Raw genomic sequence first — 19,148 nt, forward strand, 5'->3', positions numbered from 1 at the left:
GGAGCGTGACACATCATGTTCAACTTACCACATAGCGTCCGCCGCAGCATCGGCAAGCGACGTCTTACTTATCATATTCTCTCCGTTATTGCCGTAGCGGGGATGTTTTCCCTGCCTGCTCTGACAACACATGCTCAGAATGATATTGCCAAGGCGGACAATGCCAACGCCGGCACCATCTCAAAAAACGGACAAGTTACGGACATCCTGGCTGACCAAGTGGTGAATAACATCGCCATCAACAGGTTCAAAAGCTTCCAGCTGGATCAGGGCAATATCGCCAACCTCTACTTCGGCACGACAAAATCTGGCGCCTCAGCCAGTACTCTGATGAATTTTGTAGACAGCAAGGTGGACGTGAACGGCACGCTCAACGCCATCCGGAACGGCCGCGTGGATGGCAACCTCTATTTCCTGAGCCCAAGTGGCATTGCCATCGGCGCCAACGGCGTCATCAATGCAGGCAAAGTAGGTCTCATCGTACCTCAGGAATCCACTTACGATACCCTGTTGTCGAATGCTTTTAAGGGGAAAGTATCGCTAAGCCCCCAGCAACTTCGCTCGGGAGAAATCCCGCTTAACGAAGACGGCAGTCTCACTGTACAGGGAAAAATCAACACCGTGGACGGCGTCCTCCTGGCAGCTTCCAACATCCATATTGAATCCGGTGCAAAAATCCTCAGCCGGAACACGCTCGACTACTCCTCTTTGGTAAACATAAAAGAAAATGGAACTATCACGGCTGATGCCGGACTGGGCAGCAACCTGGCCCTGTCGCGGAACGAAGCAGGAGATATCGTACTGCTTGCAACCGTGCAGCCCAGGGAAACATTGACCTGGAACAAGGAACGGCGGCTTAAATCCAGTCTGGGATTTGACTATGATCAGTTCCGCTATCCCTCTACGGCTGGCATCAATGTGGCAAATGGTGCCAGCATCACTTCCGGTGGAAATGTTGAACTGACTTCCCAGGCCACGCTGCAGTTCAACTTTGACCAGGCTGCGAATCTGGATGATGCTGCCTGGAGAAATTTGGATCTTACCCACTACTTCCTTCCTGTCTCCGGCATGCAGGCCAATGTTTCTCTTGATGGTAAGGTCAGCGGAAAGCAAGTCAGCGTAAACGCCCTCACGAACTATACCTACAAAGACTGGTGGAGCCTTAAGGGAGGCTCTGACGATGACTGGTTATCCCGCCGCGTCACGGCGGTGGACGGCGCACTGCATCGGGCCGGCCTGGCCGCCACCTACATCATGGAGAACACCTCAGCAAATATCGACGTCGGCCAGAATGCCATCATCGAGGCGCAAGGCACGGGGGACGCGCTCGCTCTTTCCTCAGGCAGTCATGTGACCGCAGAGCTTTTGACCCAGAGCGCCATAAGCCACACGGCCTCTATTGCCTATGAGAAAAACAAGGCCAGCCTGACCGTAGATGGCAGTCTCACGGCTGCGAAGGGCAACATCCTGTTGGGCGCGGATGCCACCTCTAATGTCAAGCTGGTCAGCCGGGTCAAGGATGCCAACACGAACGGCAAGTCCTGGCTGGCTGCCAACGTCCTCATCGGAAACAACGACAGTTTCATGGAGTTCGGGGACACAGCTCGTTTGCTTGCCAACAATGGCAACATCTCCATCAAATCCAATAGCACAAATCAGGTGGACGCCAAGGCCGAACTGGACCTAAAAGGCGGTCTCGGCGGCTTCACGGCAAACTTTGCCTGGGCGGGCAGTTCTGCCCGGGTGAAGGGAGCTGTGGAGGCTGGAGCAAAGGACATCCGTATTCAGGCTGGAAATACCACAACGGGCTACCGCCTTTTGGCAACGAACACCACCAAAGCCGCGGGCAAACAGAAGGACGAAGGCGGCGTGGACGAAACCCTCAAGGATGTCAACAACCTGAAGAACACCTTCCTGGCAAGCAAGGGCGGTATGGTCGAAAAGCTAAAGTTTGGCAGCTTTTCCAGCGAAACGCTGGATTCCCTGGCAAAGTACATCACCACGGATGTCAGCGTGGGTGTGGGCAAATCCATCGCCCAGATTGACCTGTCACGGGAAACAAAGCTCACTGCCGCAGATACCCTCGCCCTGTCGGCCAAAACGGCCAGCATCGGAACGGAAGTGGGCGCCATCAGCACAAAAAGCGGTCTGGGTGGCGGAGGGGTGAAGTCTGCCCTGTTCCGTCCCACCATCGCCGTGGTGAACCGTGACAGTGATGCGGGCATCGTTATCGAAGGATCCGACGAATCGGACTTTCATGCAGCCCTCACGGGCAGCAAGGTCAGCCTCTCCTCATCCATCGACACGTCCAACGGCCGCTTCGATATAGCACGGGCAGAACTGCTGAAGGAGAAATCTGCCCTTTTATCCCTGCTGGATGGCAAAGGCCTGGCCAAATCCCGCGCTGAGTCTTTCCTCAAGGGACTGGAAGCACTGGACGGCAGTAATGCCGTAGGAAGTCCCACAGAACTATTGCCTGTCTTCCAGGGCAGCGCAGAGGTGGCCGCACTCCTTCAGTCTGCCTATGGGAAAAATAACAAGCAGGCCAACAGCCTCATCGAAAAGCTCAACGCCCTTTCTTCTGCCTCGAAAATCGCCAACTACTATGCGGACAGCTCCAGCTATGTGGACCTCTCAGGAGCGGCATCTTCTGCGGCCAAAGGGGAAAGCACTACCTCCATTGCAGCCGCGGTGAATGTAGGGCTGCGTTCTGACCGCTCCCGCATCCTCATCGGCCAGGATACGGCCATAAAGGCCACTGGCGGCAATATTGACATTGGCTCTAACCTCAACCAGTCAGACATCACCCTGAGCGGGCATATGAGCCATGTGGACCCGAAACGTTCTGCCGTAGACGCAGTGGTCAACATCTCCAAGGTAGATGCAGACAATGTGGTGGCTGTGGCAGAGGGCGCCAGCCTCACCGGCCGTAACATCGCCATAAAGGGCACGAACGATGTAAGTCATATTTATCTGAACGACAGCTCAGGTCTGCAGGTGAACGCAGGCCTGAATGTCATGGGCAACGCCAGCTATGTGGGAGGTGGCAGCAAGGCCCTCGTCTCAGTGGATGACGAGGCGAAACTCTCGGCCACGGATATTGCTGCCGACAGGGGGAATATCTCCATCTTCGCCAAGAACGAGGCAGATCTGTTAAACATTGCCGGCGGCCTCTCCTTCGGCTCAGGCACAACCGCCATGGGAGCCTCTGTTGCCGTTTCCAACTATGACGTAAAGACCTTGGCCGCCATCAGTGACAACGACAGCGGGAGCGATTCCCTCCAGACACCACTGCTGCGGGAGCGGGCAGGCTATGCCGACAAACCGGAGGACATAACCTTCGACGAAAGCGACGGCGCCTCCATCAAGATCATGCAACAGCTGGCCGGATCCGGCAATCAGGAGGAAGCCCCCGTTATTTTCGGTACTGCCGACAGACAGGATTCCGGCAGCATACAGGGACATTCCCTGAATATCCAGGCGGACACAGATGGCCTTATAAATACCTTGGCCGTAGCCGGAGTTGTTGGCCGGCAATCCGGCCAGTCGAAGGATAAGGATAAAGATAATCCCCAACAGCCCCAGGACAAAAGCTCCGACAACGCCCCTGAAAAGGAAAAGGACGGCGCCAGCAATGCCTTGCTGCAGGTTCTCAAGAAGAACGCCGGCAGCAAAGTAGGCAACCTGATCGACCAATATCAGGACAGCTTTACCCTGGACAAAAACAGCGTATTAGGACAGACTGTGGACAAGCTGTCCGAGGCCCAGAAGAAAGCCATGGAGGCCAAGCAGAAGCTGGACGCAGTGAAAGAGTCCAGCATCGGCAAACTCATGGAAGGTGGTGCCCCCCAGTCCACCTTTACCGGTGCAGGCAGTGCGGCTCTGAACATCACCAACAATGAGACCACCGCCGTGCTGGAAAAAGCAAATATCATCCTGCGCAAGAACAGCGGAGAACTTCCCTCCCTCTCCCTAAAGTCTCTGGACAATGCCTTCACCGGAGCCTGGAGTGGCGCTGCCGCCATCAGCTTCCGCGGCTTTGACATGAAGGGCAGCAGTTCCTCCAGCTCATCCAACTCATCCAACTCCTCCGGCAGCGGCAAGGGGATGGCCGGAGCCATTGCCATGAACTGGCTTGACGGGGCGGTACTGTCCCGCATTGAAGACAGCAATATTTCCCTCAGCGGCGGCACCCTTACCAACCTGGCCCAGAAGAAGGGCGCCCTTGTGGCGGCCGGACTCTCCCTCACGGCCCAGGCTTCCGGGAATTCCGGCGGAAAGAATTATGCCGGGGCAGACTCTGTCTCCGTGAACCTTGGTGCCAATGTGGTAGGCGCAGAACTTATAAATAGCTCCGCTATTGGACTGGACAGCATCAGGAACCAGGCCTATGATGAGGATACTCAGGTCACTGGCGGCGTGAACGTCTCCGTGGCAGCTGGTGGCAATGGCAGCACCGCAGCCGGGGGGACAGCAGCTTTTGCCAACCTCGCCAATGATGTCCATGCTGCCATCGAAGGCGGGAACTATGCAGCCGGCAGCATGCTGTCCAATACAGCCCGCACATCCGTCACCCAAATTGGAGGCGCAGTGGGCGTATCCGTAGCGGCCTCCCAGGGAAACAGCTACGGCTTTCAGGGCGTAATGGCCTACAACCGCCTGCGCAACAAAGACACTGCTTCCCTCCTCAATGCCAACGTCAAGACAAAAACGCTGGAGAATATTGCCTCGGATCAGGCCGCTGGCCAGAAAACCTATGATCGTGCCATCGGCAGCACGGGGCTGGATGTGACAGGGGAAAGCTATCTTGCGGAAGTCAGGAAGAATCCCAACGGTGAAGTAAACAACAGCCTCTCCGGCAGCTATGGCAACAAAATCATCACGGCTGCCTTCGGCCTTGCCGCCTCGAACAAGGGCAGTGGCAGCTCTGCTGCGGCCATCAGCGACATCGCCAATGATTTTCAGGCCACCATCAAGGGCGGCAACTTGAACAGCCCGGCTGAGTCTGCCCTTACGCTTTCCAGCAAGGCAGACTCCAACACGCTGGACGTGAACGCCGCAGCCGGAATCGCCGCCACAGCTGCCGCCAAGGGCTTCGGCACTGCCGGCTCCCTGGCTCTGCAACTTACGAACAATAAGGTCTTTACCTCTTTGGAAGGCATGGACAAGGACCATCTGCTGCAGGCGAAAAATCTGCGCGGAGCAGACCTGCAGGCAAACTCTGCCGCCAAGGAAATCAACGTGGCCGGTCAGGTCAGTGTCGGCGGCAACGCAGCAGCAGGCCTGGCCATGGCCTACAACCAGTTGGACAATACGACGAATGCCAATATCAAAAATGCCAGACTTGAAATGAAGCAAGGAAACGCCCTGCCGGACAGCATTTCCCTCACCGCCGCAAACACGGGCAAAGTCTATGCCGTGGGCGCCGGCGTGAGCGTTGCCTTAGGCAAGGCCGCACTGAACGGCACAGCCGCTATGAACCGTGGCGCCAGCTCCGTTAACGCTTCCCTGGAAAACATCAAGGCCACGAATCTCAAGACCGTTAACATCAGCACCAAGGACAAGACGGATAAACTGTCCGTAGCAGGCAGTCTGCAAGGTTCCACCCAGGTCGCCATCGGAGGCGCCTTAGCCTACAACGACATCGGCACCTCTGCGCGCCGTCAGCAGAACGCCGCCTCCATCTTGAATGCCAAACTGGCTTTCCAGCCATCTAACCCCGCCAATTCTTTGAACGTAACGGCAGAGGATACCTCCAAGCTCACCACCATCGGCGCAGGTGTAGGACTCACCACGGGCGCTGCAGCAGTGGAAGGAGCAGCGGCCATGACCACCCTGAACAAGGATATAGCCACTTCCATAAAGGGTTCTGAGGTCACGAATGCCCCCCAGGCCGGCATCAAAGCCAAATCCACTGAGGACATCACCACTACAGCAGCTGTGCTGGCCGTGAGCCGGCATGCCGCCATAGGCGCCGGACTGGCCGTCAACAACAGCGGCACCCATACCACGGCGCTGCTATCCGACGCCAAAATTGCAGCCAGCAGTCTGGAGGTGGAAGCAGCCAGCAACTCTACAATCCATAACGTTGCAGCCGGTGGCGGTGTGGCCCTCCAGGGGGCAGCGGTAACCGGTTCGGTATCACTGAACAACATCAACAATAAAACCACCGCCGCTATCGACAACAGCAGCATAGCAGCACAGAGAGGAAGTGTTGCTCTTTCTGCCCTGAGCGACGAAAACATCACCAACACCGTGGGCGTAGTTTCCGGCGCTGCCCAGGGAGCCGCTGTGGGCGCCGCTGTGGCCAAAAATGTTATCAACAGCGATACCTCAGCTGCCATCAGCGGCGATAAGACTACTGTCGAGATGGCGAACGGCAGTGAAGTAAAAATCAAAGACGGCTTAGCCGGCACCGACGGAGCCATTGCCGGAACTCTGGCCTCGGCCTCCAAGAATAGCAGCAACAAGAGCTCGGCTGCCGATGGCGAAAAAATTTTGGGTTCTTATGCCAATCTGGCAGACAAGCGAAGCGAAAATACGTATATGGGTATCGTGGCCTCTGCCTCCGGCACCCATACCATCAAGTCCCTGCTGGCCAATGCCGGCATAGCCGGTCAGGGTGCAGCGATAAACGGCACCTTTAACGTGAATGAAATCGGCGGCAGCACTCAGGCCAAAGTGGATAAGGCCCGCCTGTCCACCTCCGGGAACGGCAGCAATGTCAGCATCATTGCCCATGACTATACCAATGCCTATGGCATGGTAGGCACGGTAAGTGCCGCCGGTCAGGGCGCAGGGGCAGGCATTGGCAGCGATACGGCCACAGTCAATCGCAAGACCAGGGCACAGGCCAGCGGCCAGAACCGCCAGAACAACGATATCACGGCGGATATGCTGAACATCGAAGCCTCCTCCTGGCAGGGATTGGCCTCCCATGTGGCAGGGATTGGCTTTGCCGGCATGGGCGCCGGTATCATGTTTGGTACAGGCGTCTATACCCTCGCTTCGCAAACAGAAACCGCTATGGATAATGTCCGGGCAAATCTCCGCGGCAGCCTTTACCAACAGGCTGACCATCATGGCAAATTGTACAGCGATGCCTATTCCCTGGGCGTTGCCGGCGTCGGCGCAGGTGTAGGCGCAGGCGTGGCTGTGGTCAAGGAACAGAGCAAAGTGGATACGCTGGTCAACAACGCCAAAGTATCCTTTACGAACAAGGGGAACAGCACTATCCGGGCACTGAACGATACGCGCCTGAGCTATGAACTCTACAATATAGGTGTGGGTGGCATTGGCGGTTTGGCCGGTTCCATCGGTGTAGCCAATGTAACCGATGATGTGACGGCCAGAGTCCTGAACAGCGAAATTGGCTGGAATGGTGTGGCAGTTGACGGACTGTCCATTGCTGCAGAGAACAATATCCATTTCAACAACACCGCGTTCACCGGTGCCGCCGGTCTGGCAGCCGGTATGGGGGTAGGCGTTGTGCTCAACACCATTGACAGCCGGGTACAGACAGATATTGCCAACAGCAAACTGTCTGCCAAGGACATTTCCCTGACGGCAAAGGAAAATCGGGATATTGCACAGAGTGCCTATAATGCCTCGTTGGGTGCCGTTGGCGCTTCTGCCAATGTGATGCTTACCAACGTGGGACAGAAACTGGCAGACAGCTATGAATCGGCTACCAACAAGGGCAAGGCAGCTGATGGCTCCAAGGTGGATGTCAAGGGCTTGCTGAACAGCGCCAATAACAACACGAAGAAAACCCAGCTGAAGGCTGAAGCTTCCCAGGGGCTGGCCGGTACGACCACGGCCGCTGTAGCTGATAACGGAGGCCGGGAACGTGCAGGCGTGAGCCTCAATATGTCCAATTCGGCTATGCAGGCCACCACAGGCAATATCAAACTGACCAGTCAGGCCACGAACAATGTGACGCAGGGCAACAAGGCCGTAAGCTTTGGCGGGGCGGTTATCAATGGTGCCGTGGGCATATTGAACAACGCCGGCCGTACGACGCTGAACCTTACCAATACTTATGGGAAAGCCGCCAAAAATATCGAAATCAATACGCTTTTGGAGGGGCAGAACAAGCTGAATATCCTTCAGGGCAGTGCTGCCCTGACCGGGGCAGGCAGTGTTGCCTATGCGGGACTGGCGAATAATTCGGCCAGCAGTGTCAATATCTCCGGCGAAAGACTGACCGCAGATAGCGGGAACATTATCATCGACAGCAAAGATGCGGTCAAATCCACCGTAAACGCCATTGGCGTGACGGTAGCGGGTAAAGCCATAGGTGCGCTTGTGGCAGAGACCTCCGGCACGGGCAACAATTCCGTGGTTGTCGGCAGCGGTCTGGAGATCAATGCGAAAAATGCGGAAATCAGCATTCAGGCCCAAAGTGCGCCTGAAACCAAGCTGACGGCCATAGCGGCTGTGGGCAGCGCCTCCTTTGCAGGTGTGGGCCTCAGTGCGCAGTCCGAATACACGGGCAAGACTATGGTAGACATCGCGCCCAATACCAGCCTTAAGGGATCCAGGCTGAACATCAAAGCGCAAAACGCACCGCAAATCACCACCCAGGTGGGAACGGGTTCTTTGAGTATGCTGGCGGCACTATCAGCTACGGGCGTGAAAAACGCTATGGGCAATCAGAACAATCCTCATGTAACCCGGGTAAGCATAGGAGAAAACAGTTCCCTATTAGCACAACAGATGAACATTGAGAGCAACTGGAAGCCCTATCAGAATCTGGACCTTATTTCCTTAAGTGCCGGTTCGGCATCTGTCGGCGTGACCCATGGAATATTGACGGCTTATGGAACAAATGATGTGCAGGTGGGCAAATCTGCTTATGCAAAGGATGCGGAACTTACGGTGAGCGCCAATTCTGCGCTGAATCAGGATGGCGTTGTAAGAGGGCTGGCAGCAGGCGGTCTGGCGTCCGGCAGCAATTTCTTGAGCGCTGTGCGCAATGTACGGAATGCTGTGGATTTGGGCGGTATGAGCAATCCGCAGGAAAAAATTCGGGGAGTTGTCACCGGCTCGTACAATGGTCTGTCGCAGAATTTCCGGGCTGTGGGCTATGGTGCCGGCTTTGCCACCATTTCTCCCTTTACGGCAGTCATCAATGACACAGAAAAACGGGAAACCAATCTGTTATTGGGTGGTGACTGGAATTTGTCCGGCTATATGCTAGCTAATGTCCAGAATGCGAATAACGCTAACGTGCTGTCTGTTGACGGCAAGAGCGCCGCCATGGTCGGTCTTAGCGGCGTGTCCATGACCCGTAAGGCAGACAATACGGCCATGGTGCAGCTGAAGTCCGGCACCCGTGTCACCAGCGACCAGGAACAGTCCTATAACGCCAACAATGACCTTTCGGTCAATGAAACTGTAGACGCTGCAGGTTATGGCGGCATCAATGGTTCGGGCAGTGAACTGAAGAATACAGGCATCTATCGGGCCAATGTGGAAATCGGGGAGGCGAACGGCAAAGGCGCTGTTTCCCTGACGACCAATGGAGAAGAAGCCGGCATCAGCATGGGCGCTGCGACCAGCGGCAATGTGAATGCCAAAAACCAGTTGCAAGCAGGCGGTGCGGCCTCTTTGATACGGGCCAGCAGCCAGCATGATGTCCATTATGACAACAACATCATCCTGCGCAATGCCAATCTGCTCAATAAAGGCAGTTCTTCCGACATTAACCTGGGGGCAGCCGATAATACGGCCCTGAACCTGGTTACGGTGGGCAATATTCAGGGCGGCTTGGGCGGTAAGGCGACGGCCCTCACGGACAATAAACTGCAGCGCAGTGCTAAGGTCACCCTCGCGGACAACAGCAGTCTCTTCAGTCAGGGTGAAATCAACATGGCTGCAGGCGCCGATACCATTGGCCGGACGGGGAATCTTGATCTGTATGTTATGGCCGATGTATATAATCGTACCGCCATTCCCGTAAGTACCAAGCCGAGAATCACCAATACCATGAAACAGGCCAATCAGGTGGATATTGGCAAGGGCAGCAAGGTTACTGCAGCCCGGGATATAAGTCTTACGGCCAATACCGGCAAGGAAGCCCTGCTTGAATCCGCTTATGTCTATACGACATATTCCAGTAAGGCGAACAACCAACTCGTGGCTGTACTACCCAATGAGAAAAACAATGCGGAACAGCAGGATAATTTCGTGAATATCGCGGGAGAGGTCAAGGCAGGTATCTATAATTCACTGGCTTTGGAAATCAACAGTAACCAAACGGTCAATGTCAAGGAAGGCGGCGACTGGTTTAAGGCTGATGGTATTAAATTCGGCCAGCAGCAAACAGTCAACAATCCTTATCTCAAGGAATACAATGAACTCGTAAATGCTCGCAAGACAGTTACAGACAGTACATTAGCCAAAACCTATGATACGGCGATAAATAATCTCTTGCAGACTATGGCAGCCAAGGGCTATGCCCAGAAAAACGGCAGCAGCTATAAAGTGTTGGAGACGGTTACGGTCACGGCTACGGTGTTACCCAATATTACTGTAGCTGGAGCCAATGTCGATGTCTATTCCCCCAGATTGACGGTGGGTGGCTCCCTTAAGGCCTTTGGGGCAACAAGTATTTCCATTACGGATAAAGGTAACAGCCGTCTAGTGGTAAATGATTTGGAACTGGCCAGCATGGGTGGTCAAGTAAGACTAAATGGCAAAAACTATAAGGCTGCCAATATCCAATCATCTACCGATACTACTGCTCCTGTCCTTACGATTAAAAAGATGGGTGGGAATGGCAAAGAAGGCGCTCTCCTGCTGCAGGGGAACCTGATCAACAATGCTGGCAAAGTCAGCATTCGTAATGATGTTGGGGACATTCTGAACACAGGAACCATCTCTTCGGCCTATGCTACAGAAATCCACGCACCTAATGGCAACTATAGCCAAAAGGTCAGTGGGGAGTCTCAGGTAGTAGGGCTTCATCCGTTGACACCCTATACTTTTGGTAGCGAAATGTTCACGCGGGAACTCTATCTCTACCTGATAGAGCCTATAGCAAATAAAAGCGCGTACCGAGTCCTGAATGAGAATGCTTTATTTGAGCAACGCGATATTAGCAATTATGGCCAATATCTTGTCGGTGTTGTGCATAACGTGTTCCAGCGCATGAAGCAGACGGAGGCTGGCCGGACAGAGATTGCCAAAATTTTGGGCATCCCCTATGCTCAGTTTGAGAAGAATTCCAAGGAACAGAATGCAAACATCCTTAAAGAAAAATATGCGTCCCTAACGAAGGAAGGCGCCATTGTGGCTGGAGGGGATGTGTCCATTGCAGCTGGTCATATCTTTGTGAACGGCCTTATCCAAAGCGGCTACAGTACCTATAGCACCGCCGTTGATGCAGCAAAGGTAGCAGCTTTGGACAAACAGGTCCGGAGGGGCGTGACCCTTACCGACAGTGATGTGTTGGGCAATGCCAACTATTCGGTAGACAGCGCCAGCGTCAAAGGCGGCAATATCTGGAATGCTAACCAAAAAGCGTTCGAAGGGTTAATCAGTACCTATTACAATCCTTACACCGGTCACCTGTTGACGGCAGATACCGTGGTTAGGGGCGGCAATGTCTACCTTACGGGGAAAGTCTACTCTACCGTTCAGGGGGCAGGCCGGATTCTTTCCGCCAAGGGAGCGGCAGACCTGATAATCGATGCGGAAAATCTGAACAAGGATCTCTATCTTGGTTCTATTGCCAATAATTACCGCAATGGCAATATCTTTATCAATGGCAAGCTGCAGACCGGCAAATTCTATCAGCCTACGAATGATTTGCTCCTGTGGAATATGAATGCGGACGCCAACATCAAACAAAGTTATAACTATAAGGTAGAGGCGAACTTCCATGATAAGCAAGTAAAACAAGGCAAGGAAAGCGCCTTGAGTTATTTTGAGCTTCTAGGTAAAGGGAGCCATAAAAAAGTACCGGAATATTCCATGAAGGCATCCATAGATTTGAACCAAATTAAGAAGATTGGTTCCGCTACTTTTCTAGCAGATGATAGGCAGCAATATATGATCGGTAAAATGAACATCAGTGCGGGACCTAGAGATAATTTGACCATTTCGCCATCGGATCCTCAGCCAACCAAGGAAATACATCGTGGTTTTTGGAATGATGATTTTCAGGTTTATAGCTACAACCGTACAAATAAGACAACTTTTGAAAGCCAGACTGGCATCAAGGCAGATTATTTAATTGATACGCAACAATTGGAGTCTAAAAACGGTGGTTCTATCACCATCAAGGCTGGCGGCAATGTGATTTTTGCCAACGATATTGCTGGAGCGGTAAAAGATGGCAAAGGAATAGGCGAGATTCGTATCCGTTCGCTGAATGGTGCTATCACGGCCGAGGCAGGCAAGATTATTACCACTAATAAGCTGACATTTAATAGCGACAAGGATGTTGATGTGACCGTGAATAGTGCCAACGGCAGCCCGATAGTCACCGGTGCTTCTAAAAATGGCAATGTCAGCATCACGGCTCGGGGCAGTCTGTTGGTGGATAATGTCTCCTCAGTCAAACCCGATGGCAGGGTAAACCTGACGGCAGAAGATGACATCAAAGGGACAAATAATGGTTATCAGGGGGTACTGATGGCAATGGAGATCAACCTCACCAGCCATCAGGGCACCATTGGCAGCAACAAGAAATATCTCGATTTAGAGTGGAAAGGTAATCAGCCTCGCGTCAATGCTGATGCCAGAGGCAATATCTATTTGGCAGCTCTGAATGGCGATCTCAAAGTGGGCCATATCGTCAGCTCCGGCGGTGATGTGGCACTAAAAGCGGAAAAAGGCAGTATCGTAGATGGCATTGGCACCAGCGGTGCTCTATCCGACAGCCGGGATAAGGTGAATACCTGGCAGGCACTAGGACTTATCAGCGCCCAAGACCAGGATAGCAGCAGTGCTGTGGCTGGCGCCGCCGAAAAAGCTGAACGTCTGGCGGGGGTTACTGGCCGCTTGGAAACCCTGGGCTATACCCATGGTAAGGATAAGGCATACTATATCAATATCGCCCGTATCTTTGCCAAGGATAATGAAGTATTGAAACGCAAGGCTGCCTTTGAGGCCAAGGCGCAGAACATTACTGATGAGGCTGCCTATGAACAGCTGTTCCAAGGGTACAGGCAGGAGCAGCAGGCTTGGTTTGCTTCCGCTTATGCTGGTTTAAGCGAAGCAGAACGCGCGGCGGTCATGGAATATGGCCTTTTAGAAGCCAGCAACGATTATGGTTTCTCCAAGAATCAGCTTCTCTATGCGATTCAGGACAGCATCGTAAACAGCACGCCGGGACAGATAGCAATCATTTCCAAGCCGAACATCAGTGCCCGGAATATCAGCCTTGATGCCGGCCAATCCGTGGGGTTCAAGGATAAGGCAGTTACTATTCAGGCCAAGGATATTGGCAACAAGGAAAACCTCCAAATCTTGTCGTTGGCCAAGGCTGGTGACCTTACCTGGGATGCAAATGGCAATGTAACGGTAGCACGTCACGTACCGCTGACGTTGGATATAAAGAAAGGCGGCAAACTCACCGTTAAAGATAGTCTTTCTACGTCGCTGGCAGGTACGGAGAACACCACCTTTGATTTTACTACAGGTTTTGGTCATAAAGATTACGATGCGAGCTTGATGACCGGCAATGGCATTTATCTGCCCAATGATGGTAATTCTGTCATCAGCGGCGACAAAGTTACCCTATATGCAGGCCGGGGCAATATCGGGAGTCTGGACAATTATCTGCGGACGAATATACGCGGTTATTTGGATGCCAATACCAGCGGCTCAATCTTTATCGGTAATGGTAATGAAGGTGATCTGACTATCGTTTCCGCTGTGGCAGGTGCCGACCGTCGTCCGGTACTGGTGGGAACCAACCAGGTTCAGCCCATTGCCGAAGGCGAAACCACCGGCCTGTTCCTCAAGACTATGGGCAATATGAAGATGAGTCAGGACAGAGGCAGGGATATGGGCTACCTGATGGGCAGCTCCGTAAACCTCAGTGCCGCTAACCTGGGAACCAGGAATGATCCTCTTCGTATCTATGCCAATGGTGCGGCACTGAAATTGGACTGTGATGATGCCTGGCTGAGAGCAGTAGGAACAGGAGTACCGCTTCAGATTAATCGTTACAATGTCAATACCCTTTCGCTTGCCAATCCGGAGCGTTTTATGTGGATGCTTGACCGGAGCGATGCACTTTACAAGGATCTTTATGGATTCTATGGGGATGATTATGATTGGCTGGAAAGCCCGTTTGCGCTTAAGGAGCCCCATCGCTTGACGGCAAGTGATGAAAATGAAGCTATGGAGATTAAAGATGTAATGCTGGAGAATGAAGGCGTAACGAGGAAGACGAACCAAACGAATGTGGGCGCAGAACGTCCTCGGGAACTGGCCATTGTCAAAGATGTTGAGGGAGGAATAAAAATCAGCGAAAATCAGCAGCAATGATATTAGCTTCCCCCTAGGAAGCCCTCTCACACCACCATGCGTACCATTCGGTACACAGCGGTTCTCTAGTTTTTGCATACTTGCTCGTAATAGCTCGTCAGGCTTACATAGCCTTGGCGGGCTATTTCTTTACTGGTTAGGATATGGAGAGCATCAAAGCTGCTCTCCATATCCCTTTTCTCTATCATCCCGGTTGAACCATTCAAAAACAAGGATTAACCCTCAAAAGGACCGGCTTTTGTACAAAAGTCATCCTTTTTTGACAAAAAAACGTTTATAGTGGGGGGTTTTGTCGTTAATTCCCTATTTTACATCCAGGACAACCTGTTTTATCATCATTATCAACAGGCTGTGGATAAATTCCCCCTTTATCTTAGCGGCCTCCCATAGTTATCTACAGGAAAATGTGGATAAAATCGACAAATTCCCCCACCATAAACAATCAACCGACAAAACATACCACCACAAATAAAAATCACTGTTTTTGCTTCAAAAATTTACCGACAAATTATACCACTACAAAGCATTTACCGACAAAACATACCACCACAAAATTTCTCAGGAAGCCTTGTCCAGACTGGCACCACATCATTTTCTCCTTCGCATGAAAAATAATTTACCGACAAATTATACCACCACAACCGACAAAACATACCACCACAAAGTCAAAAACACCGACAAATTCCCCCACCACAAGACGAAAAAATCCCTTTCAGCCCAGCTGTATCAAGGGATAACGCCTTGTTCCGACAAAATCCCCCACTACAACGGATTTACCGACAAAACATACCACCATAAACCTTTTCACCAAGCCCATGAAATTCTCTGCAACCCGCATCACTACTGGGCTCACGCCCCTTCCGACAAATTCCCCCACCACAACGTTCCCTATATATATTATTATATGTTTATTATATAAACATATAATATATAAGAGTAATATTTGTTGTGGGAAAACCAATTGCATATTTCTACCGCAAAGAGTATAATGTAAACTATAGTTGACACTTCTCGAAAGGATACAGACTATGCCAGCAAAAAAGGGAATAACCACTACAAATGAAACGGAATATGTTTATCAGAATCTCGATTTCGAAACATCAACAAAATTTGCCAACGAACTCATGTTCGCTAAACATTCGATGAAAGAAAACGAGATGAAAATCTGGCTTCTTACTATGGCCTCCCTAGCCAAAGAACAGACCATCGACAATAACGTATTCTATGAATACAACATTTCTGTCCTAGCGGATAAACTTTGTATCAATAAGGACAAAGGATGGAGGAACATCATCCGCGAGGCCATTGACCATGTTTCCGATAAAAGTCTTAAAATCGTCAAACGTTACTCCAGTGAAGAAGATAAACACAACTGGCTAAAAGTACCATTGTATAATTCAGTTGAGTACAATGATTTTAATGATACGGTTTCTGTTACGATAAATCAAAAGATGCTGCCCTATCTACAGGATTTTACCGAGAAATTTACGGAAGTAGATATTGATGAAATGCTGGCTATTCGTGGAATCACGCAGCTAAAGGTCTTTATGGTCGTGAAGGAACTTCTCGCTGAAGGGACATATACCATAAGCATCGAACGCTTCAAAGAACGTTTGAACATGCCGGTTACGGCTTATGGCAATTTCCGTGACTTTCAGCGTGATGTACTCAAGAAAGCAGAACAACAAATCCGCAAGAATACGTCGCTGAAACAATTTCATTTTTCCCACGATGGCAAAGGACGTCGTGCTGCCACGACGATTACCATTCATTTGAGCGATGTTGCTGGTAACGTTTTACCAGCCCCGAAAAAAGTAGTGACTACCGAAGACAAGATAGAGATGCTTGATTCTGAGCACCTTAGATTGTTTGATGAATTCTCTTCTTTTGGCGTTAAACCTGAGTCTGCTTGTTTAGATATCATTAACCATTACAGTATTGACGTTTTAAAGAGCAACCTTGCTTACTATAAGGAACAACTGAAAAAACGCAAACCGGAACAGGAACCGCTTAGTGCCGGTTACCTGATTAACTGTGTGAAAAAAGACTATGCCAAATCCCGCCGTAAATCTTGGCTACGTAAAGCCAATACCAACGGTACTGTGGAAGCAGAATTACAGAAGACCGATATGCAATTGGAGGATGTTTATAAGACCTGCAAAAATAATGCAGGTGTCTTGATCAAAAAGGGCAACATGAAGAAACTTCTTGAGATTTTCGATATTGCAGCTATATCGATGAAAAACATGGCTGCTAATATGGGAATGTCCTATGATGAAGGAGAAGCACGAGTTAAAATTCAGAAACGTGACCTTCGGAATAAAGAAACGATGCTTTTCCGGGAACATCTTGCACAACGTTTGATGTCTGGCTATATAACCATGGATAGCATGGTATAGTTTTGTTGACACTCCCCCTGCCTTTAGGCATGGGGAGTGTCAATTTATGCCTAAAGTTTGCATCAGTTCTGCGTCCTTTATTTCTTCCGTATCCTTGCAGAGAGCCACCTGTAAATAGGCATTGGCTCTTGAGCAGCCAACGTAAAAAACACGGCGGGCAAGTTCGCTGTCTGCCTCACTGTACCTGAAGTCTACGATAAGAACAGCCTGGGCTTCCAAACCCTTGAACTTCCGAATGGAGGTAAACCAGACCTTGTTTGGTTCTTTCTTGCCGGAAAGGGGAATACCAGCAACGGCCGTTATTTCGTGGAGTGGATTGGTTTCTGTTCGGTGGATGCTGAGAATAGCGATATCATTTGGCGTCAAGCCGTTTTTCAGCATATCTTTGACGAAGTTGGCGGCAATGGCTTGAAGTTCCTTGCCATTCCGATAAATAAAGCATTTCGGCTGATTGCCGTGGATGTTGTTGATATAGCGTTCCTTTCTGACGGGGACCAGTCCGCTGATCAGCTTTGCAATTTCGGAGGTATTGCGGCAGTTACGGTAAAGTACCAGACGGCAGTCGGCGTGTTCGTCAATCCATTTGGACGGCTCTTTCTTCATAATAGCCTGATTGCGGTCATAGAATGTGTAGAAGACACCATTATTGACCTCCATGAGATAGGAAAGGTGCTCCAGCAGGGTATCGCTCAGGTCTTGAGCCTCATCTACAATGATGTTGGGGTAAGGCCATAGGCTGTCATCGTATTCTTCATCGAGGTACTGCTCAAAGGCAGCAACTATCTTATCAATGGGAATATCCTCCCGGCCAAGGATTTCCTGCCCTAAGGTGCGTACATTGTGAAAGGTGATATTTTCTTCGTTAGGGTAGGCTTTGCGTAGGGATTCCAGCAGGAATTCATTAAAACACAGATACAAGGTCTTCTGGCCGGAGGCAGAGAGCATCCGGGCTTTTTCCACGGCCAGCAGGGTTTTGCCTGTACCCGCAGGGCCATGGATGGCAGCCATAGGCTGTTCGCCTAAAAATTCCAGGATAGCAGACTGCTGACCGGTCATACGCACATACTGCTCCTTGTTCTCCCGGATAATGCTGCTAATGGCGGGCGCTATGCGGAAACTGGGCATGAGAGTATTGACCACTTGTGCAAACTGCGCAGGAGAGAGGTCTGTCTTACCTGCATTCAGATTCTCTTTCCAAAAGGCAAAGGCTTTTTTTAGCCCGGCTTCCGGGGCATCTAAATCACTCTCGTCAAGCAGTATGTCAAGAGAGGCTGATGGAGGCAAGGGAAGTTTCCTGTCCAAAACCACCGAGGTAAACCAGGCAGCCCGCCCCACAATAGGACGGGGAGAAAGGTTGGGCAGTTTCTGCCGCAGCAGGTTGATAATGTGATGCTGGCTTTCCGCTGCCTGTCCCAAGGGGTCTATGACCTTGTCTTCTCCAGTGTAACGGTTTGTCTGGAGCCAATTCCCATTCTGGTAGGCAATCCCTCCCGCCTTGACTTCTATGGCGAGAATGCCCAGAGCCGGATGCAGGATGACAAAATCAGCTTCCCCCTCGCTGCGTCGTTGTCTTTCGCTGCCAAGCCACACAAAGGAATGAAATACGGTATAGTTATCCGAAAGCCCTCGTCGCAGGGCATCGTAGACCAGTTGCTCACCGTCACTGCCATGGAAATTCTTGTCAATGGTAGGATAAAATCTAGCCATGCTTAACGCTGCTACTAAAAACATAGACACCATCCCAAAGGACAAGTTACTAGCGTTTGTATAGCACTCCAAAGGCGTTGACATCACACTCCTTGCTTCGCAAGGAGGCAAGTCTGTCCCCGACTAGCCATCGGTACAGCCAATACGATGATGAAGTTTCTGTACCTTCAGCTTTTGCTTCTCTATGTTTGCAGAGGCAGTAGCAGTTTTACCACCTTTCTTTTTCTTAAACTCATATTTACGGCTAAGGCACCTCTGCTCTCTCCGAAGCCGTTTCTCCAGTCTTTTGACCTTTGAACTCTTATTGACATTTTTGAATGTTTTGCCATTGCTTACAATCGCTAAATCCCTATTGTACTTGGATTTTTCGTCTATATCCACTACTACAGATACATAGAACCTGCCAGCCACATAAGCGTGAAAAGGATTGAAAAATATGAAAAAATACAAACTGTAGCCGTTGTCCGTGGATAGACCACAGGCAACGGCTTTTATATTGGAGGAAATCACAAAAGGCGATTCACTGTCTCTTCTGAG

The 19,148-nt window shown here is 51.2% G+C and carries 4 protein-coding genes and 1 pseudogene; 2 read left to right on the forward strand and 3 right to left on the reverse strand.

Features of this window, described 5'->3' with window-relative positions; genetic code table 11:
- Window positions 1–15 precede the first annotated feature (15 nt).
- Complete coding sequence (locus tag G598_RS0110705) at window positions 16–14,505, forward strand: leukotoxin LktA family filamentous adhesin (RefSeq protein ID WP_026766966.1); 14,490 nt, start codon at window positions 16–18, stop codon at window positions 14,503–14,505.
- 712 nt (window positions 14,506–15,217) lie between these two features.
- Here the strand turns inward: G598_RS0110705 and G598_RS20040 are convergent.
- A complete protein-coding gene (locus tag G598_RS20040) occupies window positions 15,218–15,358 on the reverse strand; it encodes a hypothetical protein (protein ID WP_157833320.1) in 141 nt (46 codons plus the stop codon).
- A 175-nt stretch (window positions 15,359–15,533) separates the two neighbouring features.
- Here G598_RS20040 and G598_RS0110710 point away from each other — a divergent pair, with 175 nt between their 5' ends.
- On the forward strand, window positions 15,534–16,904 hold the full coding sequence (locus tag G598_RS0110710) for a replication initiation protein (protein ID WP_026766967.1): 1,371 nt from the start codon (window positions 15,534–15,536) through the stop codon (window positions 16,902–16,904).
- 39 nt (window positions 16,905–16,943) lie between these two features.
- Here the strand turns inward: G598_RS0110710 and G598_RS0110715 are convergent, their stop codons facing one another.
- Together G598_RS0110715 and G598_RS20045 are read right to left on the reverse strand one after the other, a co-directional pair.
- Window positions 16,944–18,611 (reverse strand): NERD domain-containing protein, encoded by a 1,668-nt coding sequence (locus tag G598_RS0110715; RefSeq protein ID WP_026766968.1) that lies wholly within the window; start codon window positions 18,609–18,611, stop codon window positions 16,944–16,946.
- A 123-nt stretch (window positions 18,612–18,734) separates the two neighbouring features.
- Window positions 18,735–19,148: pseudogene (locus tag G598_RS20045) on the reverse strand (hypothetical protein); the annotation flags it as partial.

It is taken from the genome of Selenomonas ruminantium subsp. ruminantium ATCC 12561, from assembly GCF_000424065.1.
Taxonomy (GTDB): domain Bacteria; phylum Bacillota; class Negativicutes; order Selenomonadales; family Selenomonadaceae; genus Selenomonas_A; species Selenomonas_A ruminantium.

Bases quoted from the DNA above. Each gene is read 5' to 3' on its own strand.
- G598_RS0110710 (WP_026766967.1), top strand. From the start codon at position 15,534: ATGCCAGCAAAAAAGGGAATAACCACTACAAATGAAACGGAATATGTT.
- G598_RS0110715 (WP_026766968.1), bottom strand. From the start codon at position 18,611: ATGGCTAGATTTTATCCTACCATTGACAAGAATTTCCATGGCAGTGAC.
- G598_RS0110705 (WP_026766966.1), top strand. From the start codon at position 16: ATGTTCAACTTACCACATAGCGTCCGCCGCAGCATCGGCAAGCGACGT.